Genomic DNA, 25349 nt, shown 5'->3' with positions numbered 1-25349 from the left:
GCTGGAGCCGTGACCATGGGGACGAGGGTTTATCTGGCCCGGCTCGCCGGGTTGCCTGTCTTCGACCCCAACGGTGACCGGGTCGGGCGGGTCCGCGACGCAGTCGTACGCCTTCGCACCACGAACCGGCCCCCGCAGGTGGTCGGGCTGGTGGCCGAGATGGCGCTGCGCCGGCGCATCTTCCTGCCGATCGGCCGGGTGACGTCGATGGACGCCGAGGGGGTCGTGCTGGCCAGCGGCTCGCTCAACCTGCGCCGGTTCGAGAAGCGGCCCAACGAGCTGCTGCTGGTCGAGGATCTGCTGGACCGGCGGGTGACGGTGGTGCCCGACGACGGCGACGGGCCGGGCACGACCGGCGCGGTGGTCGACATCGGCACCGAGCTCAACCGCAACAACGAATACCTGGTGACCCGGATCGCCGTACGGGAGCACACCGGCCGGCTGGCCCGGCGCGGCCACGTCTTCCAGGCCGATTACGACCGGGTTCGCGGCCTGATCGGCCCGACCGACACCCAGGGCACCTCCAACTTGCTGGCCCTGCTCGAGCAGATGAAGCCGGCCGACATGGCGAACGCGCTGCAGGATCTGCCCGACGCCCGGCGCAACGAGGTCGCCGTGGCGCTGAGCGACCGCACGCTGGCCGACGTGCTGGAGGAGCTGCCCGAGCACGACCAGGTCGAGATCCTCGTCCGGCTCGATCGGGAACGCGCCGCCGACGTGCTCGAGCGGATGGACCCGGACGACGCCGCCGACCTGCTCGGCGAGCTGCCCAAGGCCGAGCAGGCCGTGCTGCTCGATCTGATGGAGCCCGAGGAGGCCGCCCCGGTGCGGCAGCTGATGAACTATCGCCCGGGCACGGCGGGCAGCGTCATGACCTCGGAGCCGGTGATCCTGACCCCCGACACCACGGTGGCCGAGGCGTTGGCCCGCATCCGCGAGCCCGAGCTGTCGCCGGTGGTCGCCGCACAGGTGTTCGTGGCGCGTGCGCCGTCGGCCACGCCGAGCGGGAAATACCTGGGCATGGTGCATTTCCAGCGGCTGCTGCGCGAGCCCCCGTCGTCGATTCTGGGCGGCATCATCGACAACGACCTCGAGCCGCTGCGCCCCGAGACCACGCTCGCCGAGATCATCAAACAGATGGCCACGTACGACCTGGTCGCGATGCCCGTGATCGACTCGTCGCGCCGCCTGGTGGGCGCGGTGACCGTCGACGACGTGCTCGACCACTCGCTGCCCCGAGACTGGCGCGACCGTGACCTGCACGAGTCCGAGAGCAGCGAGGTCACGCTGTGACCGAGCCCCGCCGCGACCGCCTGGACCAGCCCGTCGAGCCGGGCAGGGTGCGGCTGCCCCGCTTCGACCCGGAGTCGTTCGGCCGCTGGTCCGAGAGCATCGCGCGCTACATGGGCACGGCCCAGTTCATCGTGTGGATGACGCTGGTGATCGCGGCCTGGTTCGGCTGGAACACTCTCGCGCCGGCGAATCTGCGTTTCGACCCGTACACGTTCACGTTCCTGACCTTGATCTTGTCGTTGCAGGCGTCGTACGCCGCGCCGCTGATCCTGCTCGCGCAGAATCGCCAGACCGACCGCGACCGCCTGGCCATGGAGGAGGACCGCCGGCGGGCCGCGATGCAGAAGGCGGACACCGAATATCTGGCCCGCGAGATCGCGTCGCTGCGGATCGCGCTGGGCGAGGTGGCGACCCGCGACTTCCTGCGGTCCGAGCTGGCCCGGCTGGCCGACGAGCTGGACGAAGCCGCGCACCGGCGGGAGAAAAGAGCCCGTACGGACTGGGAGGAGGATCGCAAGGACTGGGACGAGGATCGCCGATAGCCCCGACGTAGCATGGGCATCATGTCCGCACCCGCCTCCACCATCGAGGACGCGATCCAGGCCGCGCTGGCCACCGTCGACGACCCCGAGATCCGCCGCCCGATCACCGACCTCGGCATGGTCAAGGGCTTCACCGTCGCCGAAGGCACGGTCCGGGTCGAGCTGCTGCTGACCGTGGCCGGTTGCCCGCTGCGCGACAAGCTCAACTCCGACATCACCGCCGCCCTCACCAAGATCCCCGGCATCACGTCGGTCAGCGTCGATTTCGGCGTGATGGACGAAGAGCAGCGCAAGGCCCTGCAGGAGACCCTGCGCGGCGGCAGCGGCACGGCCGAGCCGGTCATCCCGTTCGCCCAGCCCGGCTCGCGTACGAGGGTCTATGCGGTGGCCAGCGGCAAGGGCGGGGTCGGCAAGTCGAGCGTGACCGTCAACCTGGCCGCGGCCCTGGCCAAGCGCGGGCTCTCGGTCGGCGTGATCGACGCGGACATCTACGGCCACTCGGTGCCCCGCATGCTGGGCGTGGACGGCCGGCCGACCCGGGTCGAAGACATGATCATGCCGCCGCAGTCGCACGGCGTGAAGGTGATCTCGATCGGCATGTTCACGGCCGGCAACGCCGCGGTCGTGTGGCGCGGCCCGATGCTGCACCGCGCGCTGCAGCAGTTCCTGGCCGACGTCTACTGGGGCGACCTCGACGTGCTGCTGCTCGACCTGCCCCCGGGCACGGGCGACGTGGCCATCTCGCTGGCCCAGCTCCTGCCCAACGCGGAGATCCTGGTCGTCACCACCCCGCAGACCGCCGCCGCCGAGGTGGCCGAGCGGGCCGGCGCGATCGCCCTGCAGACCCACCAGCGCCTGGTCGGCGTGGTCGAGAACATGTCGTGGCTGGAGCTGCCCGACGGCTCGCGCATGGAGGTCTTCGGCGCGGGCGGCGGGCAGGCCGTGGCCGACTCGCTGACCACCACGGTGGGCGCCTCGGTGCCGCTGCTGGGTCAGGTGCCGCTCGACACCCGCGTGCGTGAGGCGGGCGACGCCGGCGACCCGATCGTGCTGGCCACCCCCGACGCGCCGGCCGCCAAGGCCCTCGACGCCGTGGCCGACAAGCTGGCCGTGCGCCGCGAGTCGCTGGTCGGCAAGCCGCTCGGCCTGATGGTCAACACCCGGCGCTGAGCGCTCAGGTCGCGTCGAGGTCGAACTTCTGCCTCGGCGCGACCGCCGTGGCCGGCTTGTCCGACGGCGTGCTGTTGCTGGTGTTCTTGATGTCGGCGGCCGCGGCGACCTCGGTGAGGTCGGTCTTCACCCCGTTCAGGTCCTGCTTCACGTCGTCGAGCAGGCCCTGCAGCGGCTTGCGGATCGCCGCCTCGTCCTCCTCGCTGATCAGGTGCTTGCGGATGAACGCCTTGGGGTGCAGATCCTGCAGCTGAAGGTCGGTGCCGAGCTCACGGTTGAGGTCGCTGGTCGCGTTTTGCGCCATGGCCCGCAGGCCGCGCAGCATGCGCAGGCCGTCGCCGATCACCTTGGGAAGCCGCTCACCGAAGATCAGCAGCGCCAGCATGAGCAGCGCGCCGATCTCCCACCAGTTCAAATTCTCGAACATGTGGCCTCCCCAGGTCCGGTGCCAAGCCTACGCACACGAGGTGACACTTGGCGGTCCGGACGGCGATCAGTTGGAGTCGGCGACCAGGGTCACCGAGGCTGTTTCCGTCTTCGTCCCGCGACGGTACTCCACCGAGACCGTGGCGCCCGGGTCGTACTTGCGGACCAGGGCGATCAGGTCGGTGCCGTCCTCGAGCACGTGGCCGTCGAGCTTGGTGACCACGTCACCGGACTTCATGCCGGCGGCGGCGGCCGGGCCGGCCGGCTCGACCGAGCGCAGCCGGGCCCCCGACGTGCTGGTGCCGCCGGTGACCACCTCGGCGCCGATCACCGTACGGCGGGCCTTGCCGTGGTCGATGATGTCGACCGCCACGCGTTCGGCCTGGTTGATCGGGATCGCGAAGGCCAGGCCGATGTTGCCGGCCTCGGTCTCGTTGCCGCCGACCGAGCGGATCACCGAGTTGACCCCGATGACCTGGCCGGCCGCATTGACCAGCGGACCACCGGAGTTGCCCTGGTTGACCGCGGCGTCGGTCTGGATGGCCGCGTAATACCGGGTCGTGCCCGCGTCGCCGGCCTCGATCGTGCGGTCGACCGCGCTGACGATCCCGTACGTCACCGTGTTGCGCAGCGCCAGCGGTGAGCCGAACGCGAGCACCGGGTCACCGACCGCGATCGCGTCCGAGTCCCCGATCGCCACCGCGGGCAGGCCGGACTTGGCGACCTTGATCACAGCCACGTCGGACTGCGGATCGCGGCCGACCAGCTTGGCCGGGGCGGTGGAGCCGTCGCTGAAGACCACCGACATGGTGTCGTCGGCGCCCTCCACGACGTGGTCGTTGGTGACCACGTAGCCGTCGCCGGAGACCACGAACCCGGTGCCGATCGCACCCGTGACGCGCACGGTGACCACGCTCGGGAGCACCTTGGCGGCGATCCCGGCGAGCGAGTCGGGCGCCCGGTTCGCGGCGGCCGGCGGGTCCTGCGGGGTGGACCCCAGCGCGGTGCCTCCGCCGCCGTTTCCGTAGCCGCTCTTGACGGCGAAAAGGAAGCCCAGCGTGCCGCCCAGACCACCCGCCAGCAGGGCCGTGACCAGGCAGATGACCAGGATCGGGGTGAAGGACCGGCGGGGGGCGTCGGGGTCGGGGACGGCCTCGGGCACCGGCCCGGCCGAGGCGCCCGGATTCTGCACCACGACGGCGGTCGGCGCGTACGGGTCGCGCCACGGGTCGGCGAGCGCGTCGGACCACCACGGCGAGCCCGGCTGGGGCGGACCGCCCGCAGGTGGCAGGGGCTGACCGTGGGCGGGCGGCGGAAGGGGCCGAGCATTCCAGCCGTCGGTCACGTCGGTGCCTCCACTCAGTTCCTCCCGGATCCCACTCCAGAATGACACGGATCCCGGGCGACGCCCTGCCCCGGCCCGTTTATGCATCGACGGCCCGGTGCATCCCCTCGGCAGTTCCCTCTACTCTCTTATCCGATGTGCGCGGCTGAATCCACGCGCGTCCGCAAACGCCCCGGAGGTCGTCATCGTCCCGCCAGCCCGTCCGATCGGCCCGTCGACAGGCCAGGCCATGCAGTTCGCCGAGGTGTATGCCGACGAGGACGTGGTCCTGCAGACCGCGCGCAGCCTCGCGCACGAGCTCGGCCTCGACAGCGTCACCCCGGCCGCGGGGTCGGTGCTGCGCCTGCTCGCCGCGGCCGGCAGCGCCAAGGCGGTGGTCGAGATCGGCACGGGAGCCGGGGTGAGCGGCGTCTGGCTGCTGCGGGGCATGCGGGCCGACGGCGTGCTCACCACGATCGACGTCGAGAACGAGCATCAGCGGATCGCCCGGCGCATCTTCGCCGAGGCCGGCTTCGCCGCCTCGCGCACCCGGATCATCACGGGCCGCGCGCTCGACGTGCTGCCCCGGCTGGCCGACGGCGCGTACGACCTGGTCTTCGTCGACGCCGACGCGACCGAGTTCGGTGCCTGCGCCGAGGCCGCCCTGCGCCTGCTCCGGCCGGGCGGGGTGCTGCTGGTCAACGGCGCGATGGCGGGCGGCCGGATCAGCGACCCGGCCGCGCGCGACGTCGACACGCTGACGGTCCGCGAGACCGTACGGGCGGTGCGGGAGTCGGAGGAGTGGATCCCGGCGATCGTGCCGTCGGGCGCGGGCCTGCTGGCCGCCGTCAAGCGCTGACGGCGCTCAGGTAACGAATCAGGGTCCGTACGCCCCAGCCGGTCGCGCCGCGGGTCAGCTCGAGCTCGGAGGTCTCGCTCCAGCAGGTCGCGGCCATGTCGATGTGGGCCCAGCGACCGGCCAGCGGGCCCGTGAAGTCACGCAGGAACAGCGCCGCCATGCCGCCGCCGTGGGTGGGCGAGCTGTGCCGGTCGGCCACGTCGCTGCGCAACAGCTCGCGGTAGTCGCCGTGCAGCGGCATCCGCCACATCTCCTCGCCGGCCGCGCGGCCCGCCGTCAGCAGCGCGGCGGTTAGCTCGTCGCTGTCGCCGTAGAGGGGCGCGATGCTCGAACCGAGGGCGACCTTGGCCGCGCCGGTGAGGGTGGCCAGGTCGATCAGCACGTCCGGCGCGAGTTCGGCCGCGGCGTAGGCCAGCGCGTCGGCCAGCACCAGGCGGCCCTCGGCGTCCGAGTTGGTCGACTCGCTGGTGGTGCCGTCGTAGTGGGTGATCACGTCGCCGGGGCGGTACGCGGCGCCGCTGACGGCGTTCTCGGCCAGCGGCAGCAGGGTTGTGACGCGCACGGGCAGACCCAGGTCGGCGGCGGCGAGCGTGGCCGCGGCCACCGCGGCCGCGCCGGCCATGTCGATCTTCATCAGCTTCATGCCGTCGCGCGTCTTGATCGAGATGCCGCCGCTGTCGAACGTGATGCCCTTGCCGACCAGCACCACGTGGGTGGTCGCGCCGGGCGGGTTCCACACCATCTCGACCAGGCAGGGCCGGAACCGGGAGCCGCCGCCGACCGCCCGCAGGCCGCCGAACCGGGCCAGCTCGTCACCGGCTCGCACGCGGACCTCGAGGCCGGGGCGTTTGGCCGCGGCCCCGCTGACCTCCTCGGCGACCCAATCCGGGTTCTTGAGCGAGGGCGGGGCGTTGGTGAGGTCGCGGGCGAGCCACGTCGCGCGCGCCGCCACCTCGGCCGAGGTCAAGCTTTCCCCGTACGCCGAAGGGTCGTCCACGACGAGAGCGGCGCCGGCCGTACGGGGTTCCTCGCGGCCGTCGCGATAGCGGTAGCCGCCGAGCCACAGGCCCTCGGCCACACCCCGTACGGAATCGGCCGAGGCCGCCGCACCGAGGTGGAACTGGGCCTGCTCGTCGCCGTCGAGGGCACGCGCGGCGGCCGCACCGGCCGCTCGCCAACCGGCCTCGTCACCCGCGCCGACATGCACCAGCAGCACCTTGGCCGGGGTGGTGAGCGGGCGGGGAAGTATCTGCACGGCACCGGCCGGCTGGTCCGGATCGGCCAGTGCGGCGATCTCGGCACCCAGAGTGCCGTCGGGGTGCGACAGTGGACCCGGCGCACCGATCGGCACGATGCGGGTCAGGGCGTCGTCGAGGTGGTCGGTCAACCGGATCGAATACACGAGAGAATGACCTTTCTCGAAGACGTGGAAAGCCCGCCGGTCCGGGCGGTACCGTACCGGCGGGCTCGCGTGAAACGTCAGCCGGCGATCGACTTCAACGCGTCACCCAGCGCGCTGGCCTCGTCCGGAGTCATCTCAACGACGAGACGGCCACCACCTTCCAGCGGGACACGCATGACGATGCCCCGACCCTCCTTGGTGACCTCCAGCGGACCATCGCCCGTCCGCGGCTTCATCGCCGCCATCTTGTCTCCCCTCAGACCTACATCAGGGTGTCGGTGGGTTTCCCCACAGCCACTTCTTACGCCGTGTGCTCAGCCCCACACGGCGCCCGTACCTCGTTTCCGACCGGCGGCCGAGGGCCTTCGCGCGTGCTGACGCGCCCCGGCCCACCGTGCCGATCAAACATTTTCCCTGATGAACACCGGCGAACCCAAACCCAGCCCGGGCGGATGTGACAGCGTCTAGCATATCGCCTTTCGGGCTGTCACAATGTGCGGTCATGCAGGCGCGGTCGGCACTCTTCGACCTGTACGGCGACTATCTCCGCCCCCGAGGCGGGCGGGCACCCGTTGCGGCCCTGGTCAGACTGCTTGCGCCGCTCGGCATAGCGCCGCCCGCGGTGCGTACGGCGGTGTCCCGGATGGTGCGTCAAGGGTGGCTGCACCCCATGCGATTGGTCTCCGGACCGGGCTATCTGCTGACCCCCAAGGCCGCGCGCCGGCTCGACGAGGCGTCGGCCCGGATCTACCGGACAGGCCGGGTCAGCTGGGACGGAAAGTTCGATTTGGTGCTGCTGCGCGGCCCGCTCGGCAAACGCGAGGCGGGCCGGCTGGCGTTCCTCGGCTACGGCGCGCTCGGCGAGAACGCGTGGGTGGCGCCCCGCCCGGCCGAGGAGGCGGACGCGGTGCTGCGCGAGGCCGGGGTGGGCTACGAACGGTTCAGCGCGAGCCACGCGGCCGGATCGCCCGGGGCGGCCGAGGTGGTCGGGCGGGCCTGGGATCTGCCCGAGCTGGCCCGGTCGTACGAGGACTTCGTGGCCGACCTGCGGCCCGTGGTGACGTCGGTGAACGCCCGCAGCAGCGACGAGGAGGCGTACGCGGCCCGCTTCCACCTGGTGCACGCCTGGCGCTCGTTCCTGTTCCGCGACCCTCAGCTGCCCGCCACGCTGCTGCCGGCGCGCTGGCCGGGTGCGAGTGCGGCCGGCTTCTTCGATCGCCACGCGACCCGGCTGAGGCCCGCCGCTGATCGATATGTGGAGCGATGCCTGCACTCGGTGGCTCGCGGACGTGTGGGATTCTCGGACACATGACTGCCGTCCAACCACCCCACCCGCCGCCCGTGATCGGACTAAAGGCAGAGCCTCTTCTTGTCGACCGCACCGGCGCGGTTGTCACGCTCACGCTCAACCGCCCCGAGGCCATGAACGCCCTGACCGTCGACCTCAAGGAGGCGCTGCGCGACACGCTGGCGTCACTCGAGAGCGACAAGTCGTGCCGGGCGATCGTGCTGGCCGGGGCGGGCACGGCGTTCTGCGTGGGCCAAGATCTGCGCGAGCACGCGGCGCAGCTCGAGTCGGGGCGCACCGACCTGGACACCGTACGGGTGCACTACAACCCGATCGCCCAGCGGCTCGCCAGCATGCCCAAGCCCGTGGTGGCGGCGGTGCGCGGCACGGCGGCCGGGGCCGGGGCGTCGTTCGCGCTGCTGGCCGACTTCCGGATCGGCGGACCCAAGACGAGCTTCCTGATGGCCTTCGCGAACGTGGGCCTGGCCGGCGACAGCGGCGTCTCGTGGTCGCTGCCACGCATCGTCGGGCACGCCCGCGCGCTGGAACTGCTGCTGCTGGCCGAGCCGGTGCGGGCCCAGCGGTCGTACGAGATCGGCCTGCTCTCCCAGCTGACCGACGACGACGAGCAGGTGCTGCCGGCGGCCCAGGAACTGGCGGCACGGCTCGCTGCGGGGCCGACTATCGCTTATGGGGCGATCAAGCGGGAGCTCTCCATCGGCGACGCGGGGACGTTGTCTGACGCGCTGGCGGCTGAGGCCCAGGCACAGGCCATCTGCGGCGCTACGGCCGATCACAAGGCTGCCGTCGACGCTTTTGTGAACAAGCAGAAGCCCGCCTTCGAGGGGCGCTAGCCCCTGCGGCGGGCGTCTCGCTTCTTTGTTGAGTGAGTACTCACAAACCGAGCGGGCTGGCCCACACTGAGCGGCTTCGGCTCGCATGGCACCGCCACCCACAGGTAAGTGAGTACTCACAAACCAGATGGATCGGTCACTTGACCACGCCATTCCAGGTAAGTGAGTCCTCACAACCTTGTCGGGTACGTCCTCGCCGTCCGGAGCAGGAGCGTCACCTCGGCCCGCAAGCGAGCCGTCCCGCGGCCGCCGCCACCGAGGTGAGTGAGTACTCACATACCGAGTTTGTGAGTACTCACTCACTACCGGAGACGGCCAGATGTCGGCGGCGGGGGCTGCGGAGCGGGTCAGCCGCCGGGCCGGGGGGCTGAGGGCCGCGCCGCGGAGCGGGTCAGCTGCCGAGGCTGCTGGCGGCGCTGCGGATCGAGGATGAGAAGTAGCTGACCTGGGTGTAGACGCCGGGCTTGTTGGGGCGGGCGCAGCCGTCGCCCCAGCTCACGATGCCTACCTGGATCCAGGCGTTGCTCGCGTCGCGGCGGAACATCGGGCCGCCGGAGTCGCCCTGGCATGTGTCGACGCCGCCTGCGGCGTAGCCGGCGCAGATTTCCTCGGCCGCGATGACCTGGCCGGCGTACATCGACGATGAGTTGCAGGTGGAGTCGCTGACGAACGGCACGGTGGCCTTGAGCTGGTAGCGCTGCTGGGCGCCGCCCTCGCGGTTGGCGCCCCAGCCGGCGATCGTGAACGTGCCCGAGTCGTACGCCGTGGTGGTGGCGATCGGCAGCGTGGCCAGCGTCGTGACCGGGCTGGAGAGGCGGATGAAGGCCCAGTCGTCGCCGTTGCCGTTGTAGCCGGGGGCGCGGTAGACGTAGTTCGACGTGCGGGTGATCCGGCTGCTCGACTGCAGGTCGACGGTGCCCAGCGTGGCCGTGATCGACGTGTTCGTGCCGGTGCGGCTCACGCAGTGCGCGGCCGTGAGCACCAGGTTCGGGCTGTAGAGGGCGCCGCCGCAGCCCATCGACAGGCGCACCATCCAGGGGAACTCACCCTGCGTGGCCCGGCTGCCGCCGACCACTGACGGGCTGACGACCGCCCCGTCGCCGGGCGGCACGGTCGGCGCCGCCTCGGCGGTCGTGCCCCACGCCGCCACGGTGAGCGCGGCCACGGCCGTGCTCACAAGAATCCGCCACTTGACCATTCGGTCCTCCCACCACGAGCGCGCCCGGTAGGACGCGATTGGGGAGGAGCCTAAACATCGAGATCTATGTATGTGGCGATCCCAGAACGGTCATATCGCGGAGCTAATCCTCCTCTTCCTCTTCGTCTTCTTCCTCGGGATCCTGGTTGGCCTCGGCGCCCAGGACGAACGCCTGCATGGCCAGCTCGTCGCCCGAGGGCCAGACGTATGTCGGCAGCTCGACCGGGCCCAGCTCGAGCACGTGCGACCAGAACTGGCGCACCGCCTCGGCCGGCGTGGCCGCCTCGATCGGCAACGCGACGCTGACGAACCACGTCTTTTTGTCGCCGGCCGCGCCGACCTGGCCGATCGCGGCGGCCAGGCGCCGGAACAACTCGGGCTCGACCGGGGCGACCCCGGCGTCGTCGCTCAGGCCCAGCTCACCGGCCGGCACCGGCGCGTCGAAGGCGCGTCGCACGTAGGCCAGGACGAGGTCGTCGCCGTCGCCCCGCACCGCCTGCGTCAGCGCCACCACGTCACCGCCCGCGACCAGCAGCACCTCGTCGTCGGGGCCGACCCGACCCGCGCCACCCGTCACCGTCACCGTGTCGTGGTGGAACAGGCGCTCGGTCGCCCACCGCTCCGCCGGAATGATCACCGCCCACTGAGCCATGCGGTCCATCTCATCACGTGGCCTTTGCGGGCTCGATCGGCGGGACCCAGCAACCCGCCAGGTGGTCGTCGACCATGCCCGTCGCCTGCATCAACGCGTATGCCGTCGTGGGGCCGACGAAGCGGAAGCCGCGCTTCTTGAGGTCTTTGGCCATCGCCTTGGACTCGGGCGTGATGGCCGGCACGTCGGCCCGGGTGGCCGGGCGGGGCGGCTTGTGCGCGGGCGCGTACGACCAGAGCAGGGCGTCGAGCCCCTCGGGCAGGTCGGCGGCCACCCGGGCGTTGGCCAGGGCGGCGTCGATCTTCATGCGGTTGCGGACGATGCCGGTGTCGGCCATCAGGCGCGCGGCGTCGGCGTCGGAGAACGCGGCCACCTTGTCGATCGAGAAGCCGGCGAACGCGGCCCGGAACGCCGGCCGTTTGCGCAGGATCGTGATCCAGGACAGGCCGGACTGGAACGCCTCGAGGGTCATCCGCTCGAACAGGGCGTCGTCGCCGCGCACCTCACGGCCCCACTCTGAGTCGTGATATGTGACGTAGTCAGGGGTGCTGCCGCCCCAGAAGCAGCGGGCCCGGCCGTCGTCGCCGAGCACCAGGCCCGCCTCGAGCAGGCCGGCCGGGGCCACGCCGGGCTGCGGGGCCCCGAACGCCGAGGTGTCTGTCATGGCGACCAACCTAGAGCCGCCGTACGACAAAACCGGCTAGGGCAGCTTGCCTTCCTCGACCAGCCGCCCGAACTTCTTGAGGGCGCCGGTCAGGCTGAGCTTCGAGCCGGGCCAGAGCACCGGCCAGGCCAGCTTGCCGACCGGGCCGGCCGGCAAGTGGAACCACTCGTGCATCACGACCTGGGTGCGGTCGCCCGACATGGCCGTGCAGCGCATCGTGCCGGGCCCCTGGAGCACCTTGCCGCAGTGCACGACCCTCAGCTCGTACGGGGCATTGATCTTGACGACCTGCATCTCGTCGCGCAGCACCGCCGGCCCGAGGGCCGTGACCGCCTCGACCAGGCTGCCCTCGCCACCGTCGCCCCGCACCACCCGGACCTTGGTGAACGGGATCCAGTCGGACTGCTTCTCCCAGTTCAGGAAGGCCGCGAAGACGCGCTCGGCGGGCGCGTTGACGATGACCGTGGCGGTCACCTCGCCGGAGCCGGGCCGGGCGGCGTCGCCTAAACCGTCGACGGGGTCGGGCGCGCTCACCGGGGTTCGGCCGGCTCGGTGCGGGCGGCCACCGGGGCGTCGTCGGGCACGGTCTCGGGCGCGGCCGCGGTCACCGATATCTGCTGGTCACCCTCGGCGGGAGCTGGAGCTGGAGCTGGAGCAGGGGCGGGAGCGGCAGCGGGTGCGGCGGCGGCCTCGGACGGGGCGATCGCCGCCTCGCGGGCGCGCCGGAGCACGTCGGCGTCGGCCGTACGCCCGTCGCGCAGCGCGGCCACCTCGGCCTCGAGCACGCCGATGAGCTCGCCCTTGTAGCCGATGTCGTAGGCCGCCCGCTGCAGCGCCTGATCGACCTGGGACATGCGGTAACCACGCCAGGCGGTGTCGAACTTCGTGCGCGAGATGTCCTCCTCACCGAGCGGCCGGTCGCTCGGCAGCGGCACGGCCGCCCCGTCCGGCTCGACGGGCGTCAATGCGTTGTCGCCGCCACCGATCATCACGGTCACGCCGAACACGATCGCGGCGACGACCAGTGCCACGACGATGAAGAGGAAAAGCTGGCCCATGCGCACGATGTTGGCATGCCAGGCTGCGCGTGGCGAGCCCGCCACCCCGACACGCCCGGCGACGGGGCCTCAGGTCCAGGTCAGGATCTTTTTACGCCAGGCGTAGAGGATGCCGAGGGCGAGGACCGCGACGAAGACGCCCATCTCGGTCACGGTGGCCCAGCCGAAGCCCGGCAGATCGAAGACGACCGCCCACGGAAAGAGAAAAACGGCCTCCACGGCGAAAAGCACATAGAGGTACGCGTACACGTAGTAGCGGATCTGGGCCTGCGCCCAGTCGCCGCCGACCGGGTCGATGCCGCTCTCGTACGCCACGAACTTGCCCGGCGGCTGCGCCGGGGAGGCCGGTCGGAGCAGCTTGTTGGCCCCGAAAGCGCCCACGAAGACGAGCACGCCGGCCGCCGCCACCAGGCCGAGCAAGGCGTACGACCCCAGATACCCGTCCACGACCCGACAGCGTAGCCGGATAGTGGACTCCGGTGTTCGGACAAGCCCATGCTGGCTACTGTGGTCAACGGCCTGGGAGCGCTCGGTAAGGAGCGGCGACGTAGGCTGGAGATGACGAACGCGGGCCTGCCACAGACGTGCTCGCTCGCCGGTCGGCACCCTTTGGGAGGTTGCGAACGTGTCCGTTTCCGCTGGAGCGAAGCGTGTCGAACAGCTGGACCGGGTGGTCATCCGGTTCGCCGGCGACTCGGGCGACGGCATGCAGCTGACCGGTGACCGATTCACCTCGGAAACCGCCCAGCTCGGCAACGACATCTCCACCCTGCCGAACTTCCCGGCCGAGATCCGCGCCCCCGCGGGCACCCTGCCGGGTGTGTCGAGCTTCCAGGTGCACTTCGCCGACTACGACATCCTGACGCCCGGCGACTCGCCGCACGTGCTGGTCGCGATGAACCCGGCCGCGCTCAAGGCCAACCTGTCCGACCTGCCGGCGGGCGCCGACATCATCGTCAACACCGACGAGTTCACGAAGCGCAACCTGGCCAAGGTCGGTTACGCGGTCAGCCCGCTCGAGGACGGCTCGCTCGCCGAATACGCCGTACACCCGGTCGCCCTGACGTCAATGACCGTGGGCGCGCTGGCCGAGCTGGGCGTGGCCAAGAAGGACGCCGAGCGGGCCAAGAACATGTTCGCGCTCGGGCTGCTGAGCTGGATGTATTCGCGCCCGTTCTCCTCGACGTTGCGGTTCCTGGAGTCGAAGTTCGCCAAGCGCCCCGACCTGGTCGCGGCGAACAAGGCCGCCTTCCAGGCCGGCTGGAACTTCGGCGAGACGACGGAAGACTTCGCCGTCCGCTACGAGATCAAGCCCGCGCGCATGAAGCCGGGCACGTATCGCAACATCACCGGCAACCAGGCGCTCGCGCTCGGGCTGGTGGCGGCGAGCGTGCGGTCCAAGCTGCCGCTGTTCCTGGGCGCCTACCCGATCACCCCGGCGTCCGACATCCTGCACGAGCTGAGCAAGCACAAGAAGTTCGGCATCACGACGATGCAGGCCGAGGACGAGATCGCCGCCATCGGCGCCGCGCTCGGGGCCTCGTACGGGGGCGCTCTGGGGGTCACGACGACCTCGGGCCCGGGGGTGGCGCTCAAGGGCGAGACGATCTCGCTGGCCATCGCGCTGGAGCTCCCGCTGGTCATCGTCGACGTGCAGCGGGCCGGCCCGTCGACCGGCATGCCGACCAAGACCGAGCAGGCCGACCTCAACATGGCCCTGTACGGGCGGCACGGCGAGGCGCCGCTGGCGGTGATCGCGCCCAAGTCGCCGTCGGACTGCTTCCACGCGGCGATCGAGGCGGCCCGGATCGCCCTGAAATACCGCACCCCGGTCATCCTGCTGTCGGACAACTACGTGGCCAACGGCTCCGAGCCCTGGCTGCTGCCCTCCTCCGACGAGCTGCCCGACATCTCGGTCGAGTTCACCACCGGAGCCAACGGCGACGACGGCCGCTTCCTGCCCTATCTGCGCGATCCCGAGACCATGGCCCGGCCGTGGGCGATCCCGGGCACGCCCGGGCTCGAGCACCGCATCGGCGGCCTGGAGAAGGCCGACAAGACCGGCGACATCTCGTACGATCCGGCCAACCACGAGCACATGGTGCGCACCCGGGCCGCCCGGATCGAGGCCATCGAGGTGCCCGAGCTCGAGGTCGAGGACGCCGACGAGCACGCCCGCGTGCTCGTGCTGGGCTGGGGCTCGACGTACGGGCCGATCGGCGCCGCCTGCCGGGCCCTGCGGCAGCGCGGCCTGCCGATCGCGCAGGCCCACCTGCGGCACATGGCACCCCTGCCGGCCAACCTGGGCGAGGTGCTCGCGGCGTATGACAAGGTCGTCATCCCGGAGATGAACCTGGGCCAACTGGCCCACGTGATCCGCGCGAAATACCTGGTCGACGCGGTCCCCTTCAACCAGGTCAGCGGTCTTCCGTTCACCGCTGCGACGCTGGAGAACATGCTGGAGGACGTGGTCAAGAATGGCTAGCCCCACGGTGGAACTGAAGCTGACCGCCAAAGACTTCAAGTCCGACCAGGAAGTCCGCTGGTGCCCCGGCTGCGGCGACTACTCGATCCTGGCCGCCATGCAGCGGTTCATGCCCGAGCTGGGCATCCCCCGCGAGAACATCGTGTTCGTCTCGGGCATCGGGTGCTCCTCGCGCTTCCCGTATTACATGAACACGTACGGGATGCACTCGATCCACGGCCGGGCGCCGGCCATCGCCACCGGGCTGTCGGTGTCGCGGCCCGACCTGTCGGTGTGGGTCGTCACCGGTGACGGCGACGCGCTGTCGATCGGCGGCAACCACCTGATCCACGCGCTGCGCCGCAACGTCAACCTGAAGATCCTGCTGTTCAACAACCGGATCTACGGCCTGACCAAGGGGCAATATTCGCCCACCTCCGAGCTCGGCAAGATCACGAAGTCGACCCCGGCGGGCTCGGCCGACTCGCCGTTCAACCCGATCTCGCTGGCCCTGGGCGCCGAGGCCACCTTCGTCGCCCGGACCATCGACTCGGACGCCAAGCACCTGCAGTCGGTGATGCGGGCGGCGGCCGAGCACCAGGGTTCGGCGTTCGTCGAGATCTATCAGAACTGCAACATCTTCAACGACGGCGCGTTCGAGCTGATCAAGGACCCGAGCAGCCGCGACGACCACCTGATCCGCCTTGAGCAGGGCCAGCCGATCACGTTCGGCGCCGAGAAGCAGTTCTCGGTGACCCACCCGGCGGGCAGCTTCGGGCTCAAGGTGGAGGAGGGCGGCGAGGCGCTCGTGCACGACGCCACGGTCGACGACCCGGCGTACGCGTTCGCCCTGTCCCGCCTCTCCGGCTCCGACCTCGGCACCACGCCGATCGGCGTCTTCCGCAACGTGCAGCGCCCGTCCTACGACGAGCTGATCACCAAGCAGCTGGTGGACGCCAAGTCCCAGGCCGACGGCACCGCCGACGAGATGCTCGACGCGCTGCTCAACAAGGCCGACACCTGGACCATCATGTAAGAAGGGGCGCCGCTGTGACCGAGGACGAGCTCCACAAGCTGCTCCGGACCGAGGTCGCGCACTCCGCCCGGGTGTGGAACTACCTGCTCGGCGGCGAGGACAACTTCGCCGCCGACCGGGAGGCCGCCGAATACGCGCTGGCCCTGATGCCGGAGCTGGTGCAGTCGGCCCGGGCGAACCGGGAGTTCCTCGGCCGGGCGGTGCAGTTCCTGGCGGCCGAGGCCGGCGTCCGGCAGTTCCTCGACATCGGCACCGGCCTGCCCACCGCCGGCAACACCCATGAGGTCGCGCAGGCGGCCGCCCCCGACAGCCGGATCGTCTACGTCGACAACGACCCGATGGTGCTGGTGCACGCCCGCGCGCTGCTGACCAGCACGCCCGAGGGCGCCACCGACTATGTCGAGGCCGACCTGCGCGACACGGCGCCCATCCTGGACAGGGCGGCCGGCATCCTCGACCTCACCCGGCCGGTCGCGATCATGCTGCTCGGAATCGTCAACTTCGTGATCGACGACGCCGAGGCCCGTACGGTGGTGCGCCGCCTGGTCGACGCGGTGCCCTCCGGCAGCTACCTGGTCATCTCGCACCCGACCACGGAGGTCAACGGGCCCGCGGTCGAGAAGTCGATGCGCGACTGGAACGAGAGCGGCGCGGCACCGATCACCGCCCGTACGAGGGAAGGAATCTTGGTTTTCTTCGACGGGCTCGAGCTGCTGCCGCCCGGCTTGGTGACCTGCTCGGCGTGGCGGCCCGACCCGTCGCGGCACGAGATCACCGACAAGGTCTCCGAGTTTGCCGGGGTGGGCCGCAAACCCTAGACGGCGACGTCGACGCTGTTGCTTTCGTCGCGGATGTAGACGATCAGGTCGCCGGTCTCGATGGTGACCTTTTGCTCGCCGCCCAGGGGTAGCACCTTGCCCCGGCGGATCAGCGCGACGGCCAGCGTGGACAGCTCGCGCGGGTTGCGGCCGACCTCGTCGCGCTCGGCGCTGCGCATCGCGAGGGCCATGCCCTGACCGGGGGTGAGCAGGTCTTCCACCACGTCGATGAGCGGCGGCGCGGTGGTCGTGAGGCCGAGCAGCCGACCCGCGGTGGCCGACGAGACGATCACGTGGTGGGCGCCGCTCTGCTTGAGCAGGGCCGCATTTTCCTGCTCGCGGACGGAGGCGATGATCCGCACCTGGCCGGCGGTCAACTGGCGGACGGTCAGCGAGATCAGCACCGAGGCCTCGTCGCTGTCGGTCGCGATGATGACGGCCTTGCAGTTCTTGACGTCGGCCTGCAGCAGCACGGCCGAGCGGGTCGCGTTGCCCTCGATCACCGCCAGCCCGTTGGCCATGGCCTGGCGTACGCCGTCGGGCCGGTTTTCCACCAGGACGATCCGCGACTTGTCGTAGCCCGTCTCGAGCAGCGCGGCGACCGCGGCCCGGCCCTTGGTGCCGTACCCGCAGATGATGATGTGGTCCTTCAACTTTCGCCTCCACCGCGTCACGCGCAGGCTGTTGCGGTACTGATCGGTCAGCACCTCGAGGGTCGTGCCGACCAGGATGATCAGGAACAGCACGCGGGCCGGGGTGATGAACAGGACGTTGATCAGGCGCGCGTGCGGGGTGACCGGCGTGATGTCGCCGTAGCCGGTGGTGGAGAGCGAGACGACCGCATAGTAGAAGCAGTCGAGCAGGGTCAGCCCGTCCTCGTTGACGTCACGGTAGCCGTCCCGATCGGCGTAGATGATCGTGACTGTGACCAGGACGAGCGCGATCGCGAGGGCCATTCGGACGGCCAGCGCGCGCAGGGGCCCTTGTCGGACCCTCGGCAGATTGATCATGTAATGCCCCGCACGGTGACACCATAGCGATCGTGTCCCAGGCGACCACCCAGGACATCACATTAATCATCGTTCAGGAACATCAAAAAAGAGCTTCGGCACGCTTCGGGAAAGCTGGATAGACAACGTTGTATGTGAACGGCCATCGTTTCAAAACTGCTGTGATGACCCGACGCATCGCTCTCGTCCTCGCCCTGGCGCTGGCCCTCGTCGCCCCCGCCGGGATCGCCCGGGCCACCACCACCGACAAGGCCACCGTCCTGGCCGGCTGGACCCAGCCCACCGCGGCCAGCACGGCCAAGTGGAACGCGGCCCGCCTCGACCGGGAGCCCTGGGCGAGCTACGGCTTCGACTGGTCGACCGACTACTGCTCGGCCAGCCCGGAACGCCCGCTCGGCTTCGACTTCGCGAACGCCTGCTGGCACCACGACTTCGGCTACCGCAACTACAAGGACCTGGGCCGGTTCGCGGCGAACAAGACGCGCCTCGACGACACGTTCTACGCCGACATGAAGCGGGTCTGCGTGCGCTACAGCGTGCTCGTGCGGGCCGCCTGCTACAGCGTGGCGTGGACGTACTACCAGGCCGTACGCATCTTCGGCTCGGTCTCGTTCGTGCGCCAGGCCGACCTCGACCGTGCGGAGCGGCTGATGCGGACCCGTTAGCTGCCCTGCAGCGTCGGGGCGAACCGGGCCGCGCCGTCCTCGAGGTCGGGGTGCTCGACGGCGAGCGCCATGGCGACGATCCGATCAAAACCCAGACCCACCCCGTCCGCGTACGCGGCGTCGAAGGCGGCATCGCCCAGCGCCGAGCGCAACGACAGCTGCTGGGCCGACCAGAAGCGCCCGAACATCTCCGTACGCCGGGCCCCACGCGCCGCCTCGGCCCCGCCGAACAGCACCGCGGCGGTCGTGGGGTCGCCACCCATCGCGCAGCGGACCGCGATCGCCGCCACCGCGTCGGCCGCCGAGCCGCGGAACCCGTGCCGCAGCCGCGACCGCAGGGCCACCACCAGGTGGTCGTGACCGGCGACGAGGTCACCGCGCCGCAGCGCGACCATGCCGAGGAGCCAGTCGACCGTACGCTTGCCGCGGTGCTCCGGGCAGCTCGCCTCGGCCGGCCGGGCGCCGCCCAGCAGCTCGGCTGCTCCATTCAGCTCGTCGCGCCGCCACAACAGCTCGGCCAGCGCGATCACGGCGGGCAGGGCGGACTCGGCGGCCCCGTTGCGCTCGGCCTCGTCGATCACCTCGCGGCACAGCTGCTCGGCCTCGTCGTACCGGCCGCCCTCGACCAGGGTCGTCCGATGCCCAGCCAGCGCGTGCACGAGCAGGGCCTGGTTGTCCTCGGCGCGCGCGATCCGCTCGGCCCGGTCGAGGAACCTCGTCCGCTCGGTGCGGTCCTCCGACAGGCCGGCGTGCACCAGATGGGCGTACGCGAGCACCCGCGGCTCCACATCGACCCCGTCGAGCCGCTGATAGAGGCGGAACAGCAGGTCACGGCCCTCACCGGCGCCGCCGTGCTCGCGCCACCACGGGTCCAGGGCCAGGGCCAGGCGCAGACCGGCGCGCACACTGCCCTTGGTGGCAGCCCAGCGCAGCGCCGTCTCCCACTCCGGCACATACGCGGTCATCTCGGTGAGCGACGTGGTGCGGACCTGGCCGTCGGTGTCGACCGCGACGGACTCCAGCGTGTGCAGGGCCCAGGCGACGTGCCTGTCCCGGGCCGCACGCTCGTCCCCGGCGGCGGTCAGGCGACGGGACGCGTACGCCCGGACCTGGCCGGAAAGCCGGTAACGCGGCCCCGGCACCACCTCGACCAGCGACTTGTCGGCCAGTTCGGACAGCGCGCCCAGAGCGTCGGCGCCGCACCACTCCACCGTGGCCAGATCGACCGTGCCGGCGAAGACCGCGAGCCGGCGCAGCAGACTCGCGGCGGCCGGGCTCAGCGTCCGATAGGACCAATCCAGAGTGGCGCTCAAACTCTCGTGCCGATCGCCCGACTCCACCTCGATCGGGTCGAGCGCGGCCAGCGGGTCGCTCAGGCGGGACACCAGCTGGCTCGGCGACAGCGCGCGCAGACGGGCCGCGGCCAGCTCGACCGCCAGGGGCGAGCCCTCCAGCAGGGCGGCGACATCCTCCAGGCCGGCCTCGTCGTAACGGCCCCCGCAGGATTCGGCGACGCGCTCGGCGAGCAGGGCGAAGGTGTCGGCGGGGGCGAGCGGCGGGATGCGCCAGACCACCTCGCCCGGCACGTTCAGCGGCACCCGGCTGGTGACCAGCACACTCACTCGCGGGCAGCGAGCCAGCAGACGCCGTACGAGGGTGGCGCAGGCGGCCGGGGAGGTGTCGGCGGTCTGCAGGACGAGCAGCAACTGGCGCCCGGCACAGTGCTCCAGCAGCGTCTCGAGCACCGGACGACCCGGCTCGGTGCGCACGCCGAGGGCGGCGGCGGTCGCGGGCGCCAGCCCCTGCTGCGAGCCCGCGGCATCGACCGTCCAGACCCCATCCTCGTACGCGGGAAGAAGTTGACCTGCCAGCGCGAGCGACAGTCGCGTCTTGCCCGCGCCGCCCGGCCCCACGATCGAGACGATGCGGTGGCGGTTGATGAGGGTGGTGAGCTCGGTCAGCTCGGCCCGGCGGCCCAGGAAACGGGTGAGCGGGACGGGGAGGTTGTCGGTGGCCGCCCCGGCGGTGCGCGGACGGGGAAAATCGCGCTCGAGGCCGGGCGCGAGGACCTGGAAGATGCGTTCGTCGTCGTCGAAGCCGCGGAGCCGGTGCGGGCCGAGGTCGAGCAGGTCGACATCTTTTCGCCCCGGTGTTCTTTCGGGGGCCGTCAGCGCTTCTTGCGGGGTCGTCAGGAGGGTCAGTGCGGTGGCTCCGGAGCAGAGGATCTGGCCGCCGTGCGCGGCCGAGGCGACACGGGCCGCGCGGTGCACCTCGACGCTGGCGTACTCGCCGTCCCCGATCGGGCGGGCCCAGCCGGTGTGCATGCCCATGCGCACCCGCGGTGCGACATCCGGACTGGACCAGGCGAATGCGGACAGTTGCCGCTGGGCCTCCACACAGGCCGCGACAGCTTGCGACGGATCATGGAAAGCGATGAAGAAACTGTCACCCTCAGTGAAGAGCTCGACACCGCCGAAGTCACTCAACGCAGTCCTGATCACCGAGCGGTGATCGCCGAGGACCAAGCCGTAATCGTCACCGAGCATCCGGGCCAACCGCGTCGAGCCCTCGATATCGGTGAACACAAAGGTCACCAGCCCGCTCGGCAGCTCGGTTCGTCCCGACACGGTGGAACCTCCGCCCCCTTTGGGAAGTCGCATCTCATGCTGCCGTATCACTGTGTCACCGGCCATCGTAGAAACGGACGGTAATCATCCACCCGCCACGGCCGACCCTGGACGGAGGACACCAGCGGCTTCGTTAAGCACTACGCGTGACGTAACGAAATGGATCGAGCAGAGTCACGCCGCGGTCGGCCAGTTCCGGCCGCCCGTTCGGCGGTCCCCGCAAGGGGCACACCTGTGCGACGCGTCGCGGCGAAGCCCCCGTACTGCTAGATCATCATATTTCCGTACGTATCGCCGCAGGTCGCACTGCTGGTCCGCCGTTCAGGGAGATCAGCGTGGAATTCCCCACTCAGAGTGCAAGATCGGGCAGCCCGTCCCGCCATTCGGACGGGGTCGGTCCTGGGCGGGGCCGGAGCGGCCTTCGTGGACCTCTTCGCGGGCGGCCGAGAGATTAGCGTGCCCCTGCTGGGGGCTGCTCGCTCGGGCCGGGGGCAAGCCGCTCGGGCCGACCGAAGAGAAGAACCGGGTCGGTGACACGGCCCGGGCCGGGTAGGGGACGTTTGCCGAGTCCGGCCGCCCGGGCCGGGTCACAAGCCCCGGGTGTCGAGGCCGGCTGGGCCGCCATCTGGGCTCGAGCCGAGGGGCCTGACGCGATGCACTTTGGCTGCCTGCCCTCATGCTCGGCCGGTCGTGGCTGGGCGTGGCCAGGCACTGCCGGATGTGGCCGGTCGTGGCCGGGCGCTGCCGGTCGTCGCCGGGCGCTGCCGGTCGTCGCCGGGCGCTGCCGGTCGTCGCCGGGCGCTGCCGGTCGTCGCCGGGCGCTGCCGGTCGTCGCCGGGCGCTGCCGATTGGGCGGTCGCGGTCAGCAGCCGCAGGCGCCGCCGCAACAGCCGCCGCCGGACGGGGCCGCGGGTCGCGAGGGCGCGCTGCCGCCGCGACCGGTGAAGGCGACAGTCGAGAGCAGCTTCACCGTGTCGCCGTGGCCCTGCGGACACGCCGTGGGCGCGGCGGCCTCGCTCATCGGCCGGTTGACCTCGAACGTGTCGCCGCAGGCGCGGCAGCGGAACTCGTAACGCGGCATGCCCGAAGAGTAGGCCCTCGGCGGGGTCGCGAACCAGCCACCAGCCCTACCCCACCCAACCGGGGGCGGGCCCAAAGCCTACGCCTCACCGGCCTGGTCCGGCCGGTTATCCACAGGGCCGAGAGTTATCCACAGGCGTCAACGCGAGCCCGCCCGGGCGGGCTCGGGTTGGGTAGTGTCGTGCGCGTGGTGGAGCGGCAGGACAAAGAGGTGACACGGCCCGAGCTGAGAGCTGCGGCGCCTCATCAGGGTGGGCCCCTGGCCAGCTCGGGCGCGGCCCCGCTCGAGCCGAGCCCCGCCACAGAGACGAGCCCCAAAGCCATTCCCAAGCCCCGCGCGGGCGAGCCCGCGGGAGCCGGCGTGGATACAGCCAATGCGGGCCCGAAGGCATCGGGCACGGCAGACGAGGGCGCCGCTGGCGGAGAACCGGCGGGCTCGGGCGGCGGGACAGACTCCGCAGCCGAGAGCCCGGCCGGCGCGAGTCCGACCGACGCAAGTCCGACCGGCGCGAGTCCGACCGGCATCCGCCCGGCCGCCGGGAGTGCGGCCCAGCCCGGCCTGGGTTCGAAGGCCGGATCGGGCACGGCGGCACCCGAAAAAGCTGGGACGGCAGCAGCCGGAAAAGCGGTGACGGCGGCGACACCCCCGGGCCCGATGAGCGAGGTGGAGCGGGCGGCGCGGCTCAGTGCGGCGCCGGCCAAGGACGACTCCGCCGACAAGACAAAAGTGGACGCCACGGCCGGCAGCTCGAAACAGCCGGCGGTCAGTAAGGGCAGCGGGGACGGCAAGCCGAGCACCGGCAAACTAGCGGTTGTCGTCAAGCGTCGCCGACAGCCGTTCGGGCGGGTGGCGGCGTGGGCCAAGCGGCCCAGTGGGCGGCTCATCGTCCCCGCGGTCATCGCCGTCGTGCTGCTCGGCGCGGCGGGCACGGCCGGGGCCTATCTGGTGCCCGAGGCCCTTCAGTCGGCGCCCTCCCCCAGCGCCACCCCCGATTTCCCGCTCGAGGCGGCGGCCGGTGTCCCGTCGGCGGGTCAGCCGGGCGGGCTGCCCGAGAGCCCCCTGGGTGGGCTGCCCAGCGCGGCCGTCCCGACGCAGGCGCAGACCGTCGCGCCCACCACGGCGGTGCAGAACGGGGGCCGCCCGGCCGACGCGCTCGCCGGGTGGGCGGGGCAGATCGGCACCCGGGTCGGCATCCCGGTGGTGGCCGTGCAGGCGTACGGCTATGCCGAGCTCGTCACCGCCCGCACCACGCCGTCGTGCCGGCTGAGCTGGACCACGCTGGCCGCGATCGCCAAGGTCGAGTCGTCGCACGGCAGCGCCAACGGGGCCGTGCTCTCGACCGACGGCACGGCCCTGCCGGCGATTCTGGGGCTGCCGCTCGACGGCAAGGGCGGCCGCCAGCTGATCCCGGACACCGACCGTGGCGCGCTCGACCAGGACACCACCTACGACCGAGCGGTCGGACCCATGCAGTTCATCCCGGCCACCTGGAACTCCTACAAGGTGGACGCCGACAACAACGGCATCGCCGATCCCAACGACATCGACGACGCGGCGATGACCGCGGCGAAATATCTGTGTCAGAACGGGCGCGACATGTCCAGGGCGGACTCCTGGTGGGATTCGATCCTGACGTACAACGCGGTCCGGCCTTATGCACAGAAAGTGTTCGACGCGGCCAATGATTACGGGAAGCGGTCCCGCGCCTGACCACGAACTTGCACGCAGGGTGACGATACCTATACATTTCCGTTCGCAGCACTTCCCAGACGGAACGCTTACCGGCAAGCTGTACGGGTGAGGGTTCGTGAATGGGATCCCCGGACCGCTTCGGCGGCGGAGATCCGGTCGCTCGTGGAGACGGTGAACGCGGTTCTCGCCACCGACCTCCCCGAAGACCCGGCGTGGGTCGACGGTCAGGTGCGCGATTACCTCTCCGAGACCATGCCGGGTGAACGCCGGATCAGCTGGGTCGCCGAGGACGATCGGCTGCCCGAGGGCGAGAGCGAGATCTTCGCCGTGGTCAGCATGCTGCTGCTCGGCGACATCGGCGTGCTCGAGATAATGGTCAGCCCCCGCCTGCGCCGGCGTGGACTGGGCCGCCAGCTCGTGGCGGTCGCGGCCCGCCGGGCATACCTGGAAGGCTTCTCCACGATCGGCGTCGAGGCCATCGGCGGCACCCCGGCGATCGCCTTCTACGAGTCCCTCGGCTTCGAGCGCGAGTTCGTCGAGACCCGCAGCGTGCTGGCCCTGTCCTCGGTGGACTGGCCCGCCCTCACGGTGATGGCGGGCAGCATCGGCGCCGGCTATCGCGTCGAGTTCCACCCCGGCGGCCCGCCCGACCACCTGCTCGAGGCGTACGCGCAGGCCAAATTGGAGGCGCAGGACGACGACGACCTCGACCTGGCGCCCCGCTCCTCCGACCCGCAGCGGCTCCGCGACTCCCTCGACACGCTGCACAAACGCGGCCTGAAGCCGTACATAGTGCTCGCCCTGCACGACGAGAGCGGCGTCGTCGCGGGCCTGACCGAGGTGGTCGTCCCGGCCCATCACCCCGAGCGCGCCGACCAGTACGACACGATCGTCGTGCGCGACCACCGGGGTTACGGCATCGACCGGGCGATCAAGGCGCGCATGCTGTTCGAGCTGCGTTCGGCCGAGGCGGGGCTGCGCGAGGTGCAGACCTGGAACGCGCAGCACAACGAGTCGATGCTCAAGGTCAACGCGGAGCTGGGCTATCAGGCCGACCGCGACTGGTTCGAGTACGGTGCCGACGTTTCGCAACTGGTTCAAAGCCTCGAGTCCATCGACTAAGCTCAACGTCTGCGACCGGAAGAGTCGACGGCTGAAGCGACAGCAGACGCAACCGCCGGTCCGCCGTGGAGGCACCGTGCTGGGTCGCTGGTTGATGCCGCTAC

General features: G+C 70.9%; 25 protein-coding genes. 12 read left to right on the top strand and 13 right to left on the bottom strand.

What is annotated here, in order from left to right:
• The first annotated feature begins 9 nt into the window (after positions 1-9).
• The 3 genes from JKJ07_RS10345 to JKJ07_RS10335 are packed head-to-tail and all read left to right on the top strand — an operon-like array spanning position 10 to position 3005.
• A complete protein-coding gene (locus tag JKJ07_RS10345) occupies positions 10-1293 on the top strand; it encodes a magnesium transporter MgtE N-terminal domain-containing protein (protein WP_202991233.1) in 1284 nt (427 codons plus the stop codon).
• Positions 1290-1835: a DUF1003 domain-containing protein gene (locus tag JKJ07_RS10340; protein ID WP_202991232.1), complete on the top strand. Its 546-nt coding sequence runs from the start codon at positions 1290-1292 to the stop codon at positions 1833-1835. The genes JKJ07_RS10345 and JKJ07_RS10340 overlap by 4 nt, the downstream gene beginning before the upstream one ends.
• Before the next feature lie 21 nt (positions 1836-1856).
• Positions 1857-3005 (top strand): Mrp/NBP35 family ATP-binding protein, encoded by a 1149-nt coding sequence (locus tag JKJ07_RS10335; RefSeq protein WP_202991231.1) that lies wholly within the window; start codon positions 1857-1859, stop codon positions 3003-3005.
• 4 nt (positions 3006-3009) lie between these two features.
• On the opposite strand, the gene JKJ07_RS10330 is transcribed toward JKJ07_RS10335, so the two are convergent.
• Complete coding sequence (locus tag JKJ07_RS10330; RefSeq protein ID WP_202991230.1) at positions 3010-3432, bottom strand: twin-arginine translocase TatA/TatE family subunit; 423 nt, start codon at positions 3430-3432, stop codon at positions 3010-3012.
• A 66-nt stretch (positions 3433-3498) separates the two neighbouring features.
• On the bottom strand, positions 3499-4776 hold the full coding sequence (locus JKJ07_RS10325) for a S1C family serine protease (protein ID WP_438871381.1): 1278 nt from the start codon (positions 4774-4776) through the stop codon (positions 3499-3501).
• Between the two features lie 229 nt (positions 4777-5005).
• Between JKJ07_RS10325 and JKJ07_RS10320 the strand changes: the two genes are divergently transcribed.
• Complete coding sequence (locus tag JKJ07_RS10320; protein ID WP_202991228.1) at positions 5006-5614, top strand: O-methyltransferase; 609 nt, start codon at positions 5006-5008, stop codon at positions 5612-5614.
• On the opposite strand, the gene JKJ07_RS10315 is transcribed toward JKJ07_RS10320, so the two are convergent.
• Both JKJ07_RS10315 and JKJ07_RS10310 read right to left on the bottom strand, forming a co-directional pair.
• Positions 5604-7016, bottom strand: a complete 1413-nt coding sequence (locus tag JKJ07_RS10315; RefSeq protein ID WP_202991227.1) for a leucyl aminopeptidase family protein — start codon at positions 7014-7016, stop codon at positions 5604-5606. The genes JKJ07_RS10320 and JKJ07_RS10315 overlap by 11 nt on opposite strands.
• A 77-nt stretch (positions 7017-7093) precedes the next feature.
• Positions 7094-7261, bottom strand: a complete 168-nt coding sequence (locus JKJ07_RS10310) for a DUF3117 domain-containing protein (protein ID WP_014694782.1) — start codon at positions 7259-7261, stop codon at positions 7094-7096.
• Between the two features lie 257 nt (positions 7262-7518).
• Between JKJ07_RS10310 and JKJ07_RS10305 the strand changes: the two genes are divergently transcribed.
• Both JKJ07_RS10305 and JKJ07_RS10300 read left to right on the top strand, forming a co-directional pair.
• On the top strand, positions 7519-8328 hold the full coding sequence (locus JKJ07_RS10305) for a PaaX family transcriptional regulator (RefSeq protein WP_202991226.1): 810 nt from the start codon (positions 7519-7521) through the stop codon (positions 8326-8328).
• Positions 8325-9158, top strand: a complete 834-nt coding sequence (locus JKJ07_RS10300; protein WP_202991225.1) for an enoyl-CoA hydratase-related protein — start codon at positions 8325-8327, stop codon at positions 9156-9158. The genes JKJ07_RS10305 and JKJ07_RS10300 overlap by 4 nt, the downstream gene beginning before the upstream one ends.
• A 391-nt stretch (positions 9159-9549) precedes the next feature.
• Here the strand turns inward: JKJ07_RS10300 and JKJ07_RS10295 are convergent, their stop codons facing one another.
• From JKJ07_RS10295 to ndhC, 6 genes are all read right to left on the bottom strand, one after another.
• The gene (locus JKJ07_RS10295; protein ID WP_202991224.1) at positions 9550-10356 is read right to left on the bottom strand and encodes a S1 family peptidase; all 807 of its coding nucleotides are present in this window, start codon (positions 10354-10356) and stop codon (positions 9550-9552) included.
• Positions 10357-10459: 103 nt separating this feature from the next.
• The gene (locus JKJ07_RS10290) at positions 10460-11008 is read right to left on the bottom strand and encodes a hypothetical protein (protein WP_202991223.1); all 549 of its coding nucleotides are present in this window, start codon (positions 11006-11008) and stop codon (positions 10460-10462) included.
• Between the two features lie 13 nt (positions 11009-11021).
• Complete coding sequence (locus JKJ07_RS10285) at positions 11022-11600, bottom strand: DNA-3-methyladenine glycosylase I (RefSeq protein WP_307834237.1); 579 nt, start codon at positions 11598-11600, stop codon at positions 11022-11024.
• Between the two features lie 108 nt (positions 11601-11708).
• Positions 11709-12206: an SRPBCC family protein gene (locus JKJ07_RS10280; RefSeq protein ID WP_202991221.1), complete on the bottom strand. Its 498-nt coding sequence runs from the start codon at positions 12204-12206 to the stop codon at positions 11709-11711.
• Positions 12203-12730, bottom strand: coding sequence for a DivIVA domain-containing protein (locus tag JKJ07_RS10275; protein WP_202991220.1), 528 nt, complete (start codon positions 12728-12730; stop codon positions 12203-12205). The genes JKJ07_RS10280 and JKJ07_RS10275 overlap by 4 nt, the downstream gene beginning before the upstream one ends.
• A gap of 69 nt (positions 12731-12799) precedes the next feature.
• Positions 12800-13177 carry an NADH-quinone oxidoreductase subunit A gene (gene ndhC / locus JKJ07_RS10270; protein WP_202991219.1) on the bottom strand — a complete coding sequence of 126 codons (378 nt, stop codon included), beginning with the start codon at positions 13175-13177 and terminating at the stop codon, positions 12800-12802.
• Positions 13178-13355: 178 nt separating this feature from the next.
• Between ndhC and JKJ07_RS10265 the strand changes: the two genes are divergently transcribed.
• From JKJ07_RS10265 to JKJ07_RS10255, 3 genes are read left to right on the top strand one after another with little or no spacing between them, the layout of a single operon-like run.
• On the top strand, positions 13356-15215 hold the full coding sequence (locus JKJ07_RS10265) for a 2-oxoacid:acceptor oxidoreductase subunit alpha (protein WP_202991218.1): 1860 nt from the start codon (positions 13356-13358) through the stop codon (positions 15213-15215).
• Positions 15208-16230, top strand: coding sequence for a 2-oxoacid:ferredoxin oxidoreductase subunit beta (locus tag JKJ07_RS10260; RefSeq protein ID WP_202991217.1), 1023 nt, complete (start codon positions 15208-15210; stop codon positions 16228-16230). Before JKJ07_RS10265 ends, JKJ07_RS10260 begins: the two co-directional genes overlap by 8 nt.
• A 14-nt stretch (positions 16231-16244) precedes the next feature.
• On the top strand, positions 16245-17048 hold the full coding sequence (locus JKJ07_RS10255) for an SAM-dependent methyltransferase (RefSeq protein ID WP_202991216.1): 804 nt from the start codon (positions 16245-16247) through the stop codon (positions 17046-17048).
• Here the strand turns inward: JKJ07_RS10255 and JKJ07_RS10250 are convergent.
• Positions 17045-18058, bottom strand: a complete 1014-nt coding sequence (locus JKJ07_RS10250; RefSeq protein WP_202991215.1) for a potassium channel family protein — start codon at positions 18056-18058, stop codon at positions 17045-17047. The two genes, JKJ07_RS10255 and JKJ07_RS10250, sit on opposite strands and share 4 nt — an antisense overlap.
• A gap of 164 nt (positions 18059-18222) precedes the next feature.
• Between JKJ07_RS10250 and JKJ07_RS10245 the strand changes: the two genes are divergently transcribed.
• Positions 18223-18723: a phospholipase gene (locus tag JKJ07_RS10245; protein ID WP_202991214.1), complete on the top strand. Its 501-nt coding sequence runs from the start codon at positions 18223-18225 to the stop codon at positions 18721-18723.
• Here the strand turns inward: JKJ07_RS10245 and JKJ07_RS10240 are convergent.
• Both JKJ07_RS10240 and JKJ07_RS10235 read right to left on the bottom strand, forming a co-directional pair.
• Complete coding sequence (locus JKJ07_RS10240) at positions 18720-21350, bottom strand: adenylate/guanylate cyclase domain-containing protein (protein WP_202991213.1); 2631 nt, start codon at positions 21348-21350, stop codon at positions 18720-18722. The genes JKJ07_RS10245 and JKJ07_RS10240 overlap by 4 nt on opposite strands.
• 862 nt (positions 21351-22212) lie before the next feature.
• Positions 22213-22431 (bottom strand): FmdB family zinc ribbon protein, encoded by a 219-nt coding sequence (locus JKJ07_RS10235; protein ID WP_202991212.1) that lies wholly within the window; start codon positions 22429-22431, stop codon positions 22213-22215.
• Between the two features lie 654 nt (positions 22432-23085).
• Between JKJ07_RS10235 and JKJ07_RS10230 the strand changes: the two genes are divergently transcribed.
• Both JKJ07_RS10230 and JKJ07_RS10225 read left to right on the top strand, forming a co-directional pair.
• The gene (locus JKJ07_RS10230) at positions 23086-24141 is read left to right on the top strand and encodes a lytic transglycosylase domain-containing protein (protein WP_236028705.1); all 1056 of its coding nucleotides are present in this window, start codon (positions 23086-23088) and stop codon (positions 24139-24141) included.
• A gap of 87 nt (positions 24142-24228) precedes the next feature.
• Entirely contained in the window at positions 24229-25245 is a 1017-nt protein-coding gene (locus tag JKJ07_RS10225) for a GNAT family N-acetyltransferase (protein ID WP_202991210.1), read from the top strand.
• Positions 25246-25349: the final 104 nt, after the last annotated feature.

It is taken from the genome of Paractinoplanes lichenicola (assembly GCF_016785085.1).
Taxonomy (GTDB): domain Bacteria; phylum Actinomycetota; class Actinomycetes; order Mycobacteriales; family Micromonosporaceae; genus Actinoplanes; species Actinoplanes lichenicola.
This window is presented reverse-complemented; position numbering and strand designations above follow the sequence as displayed.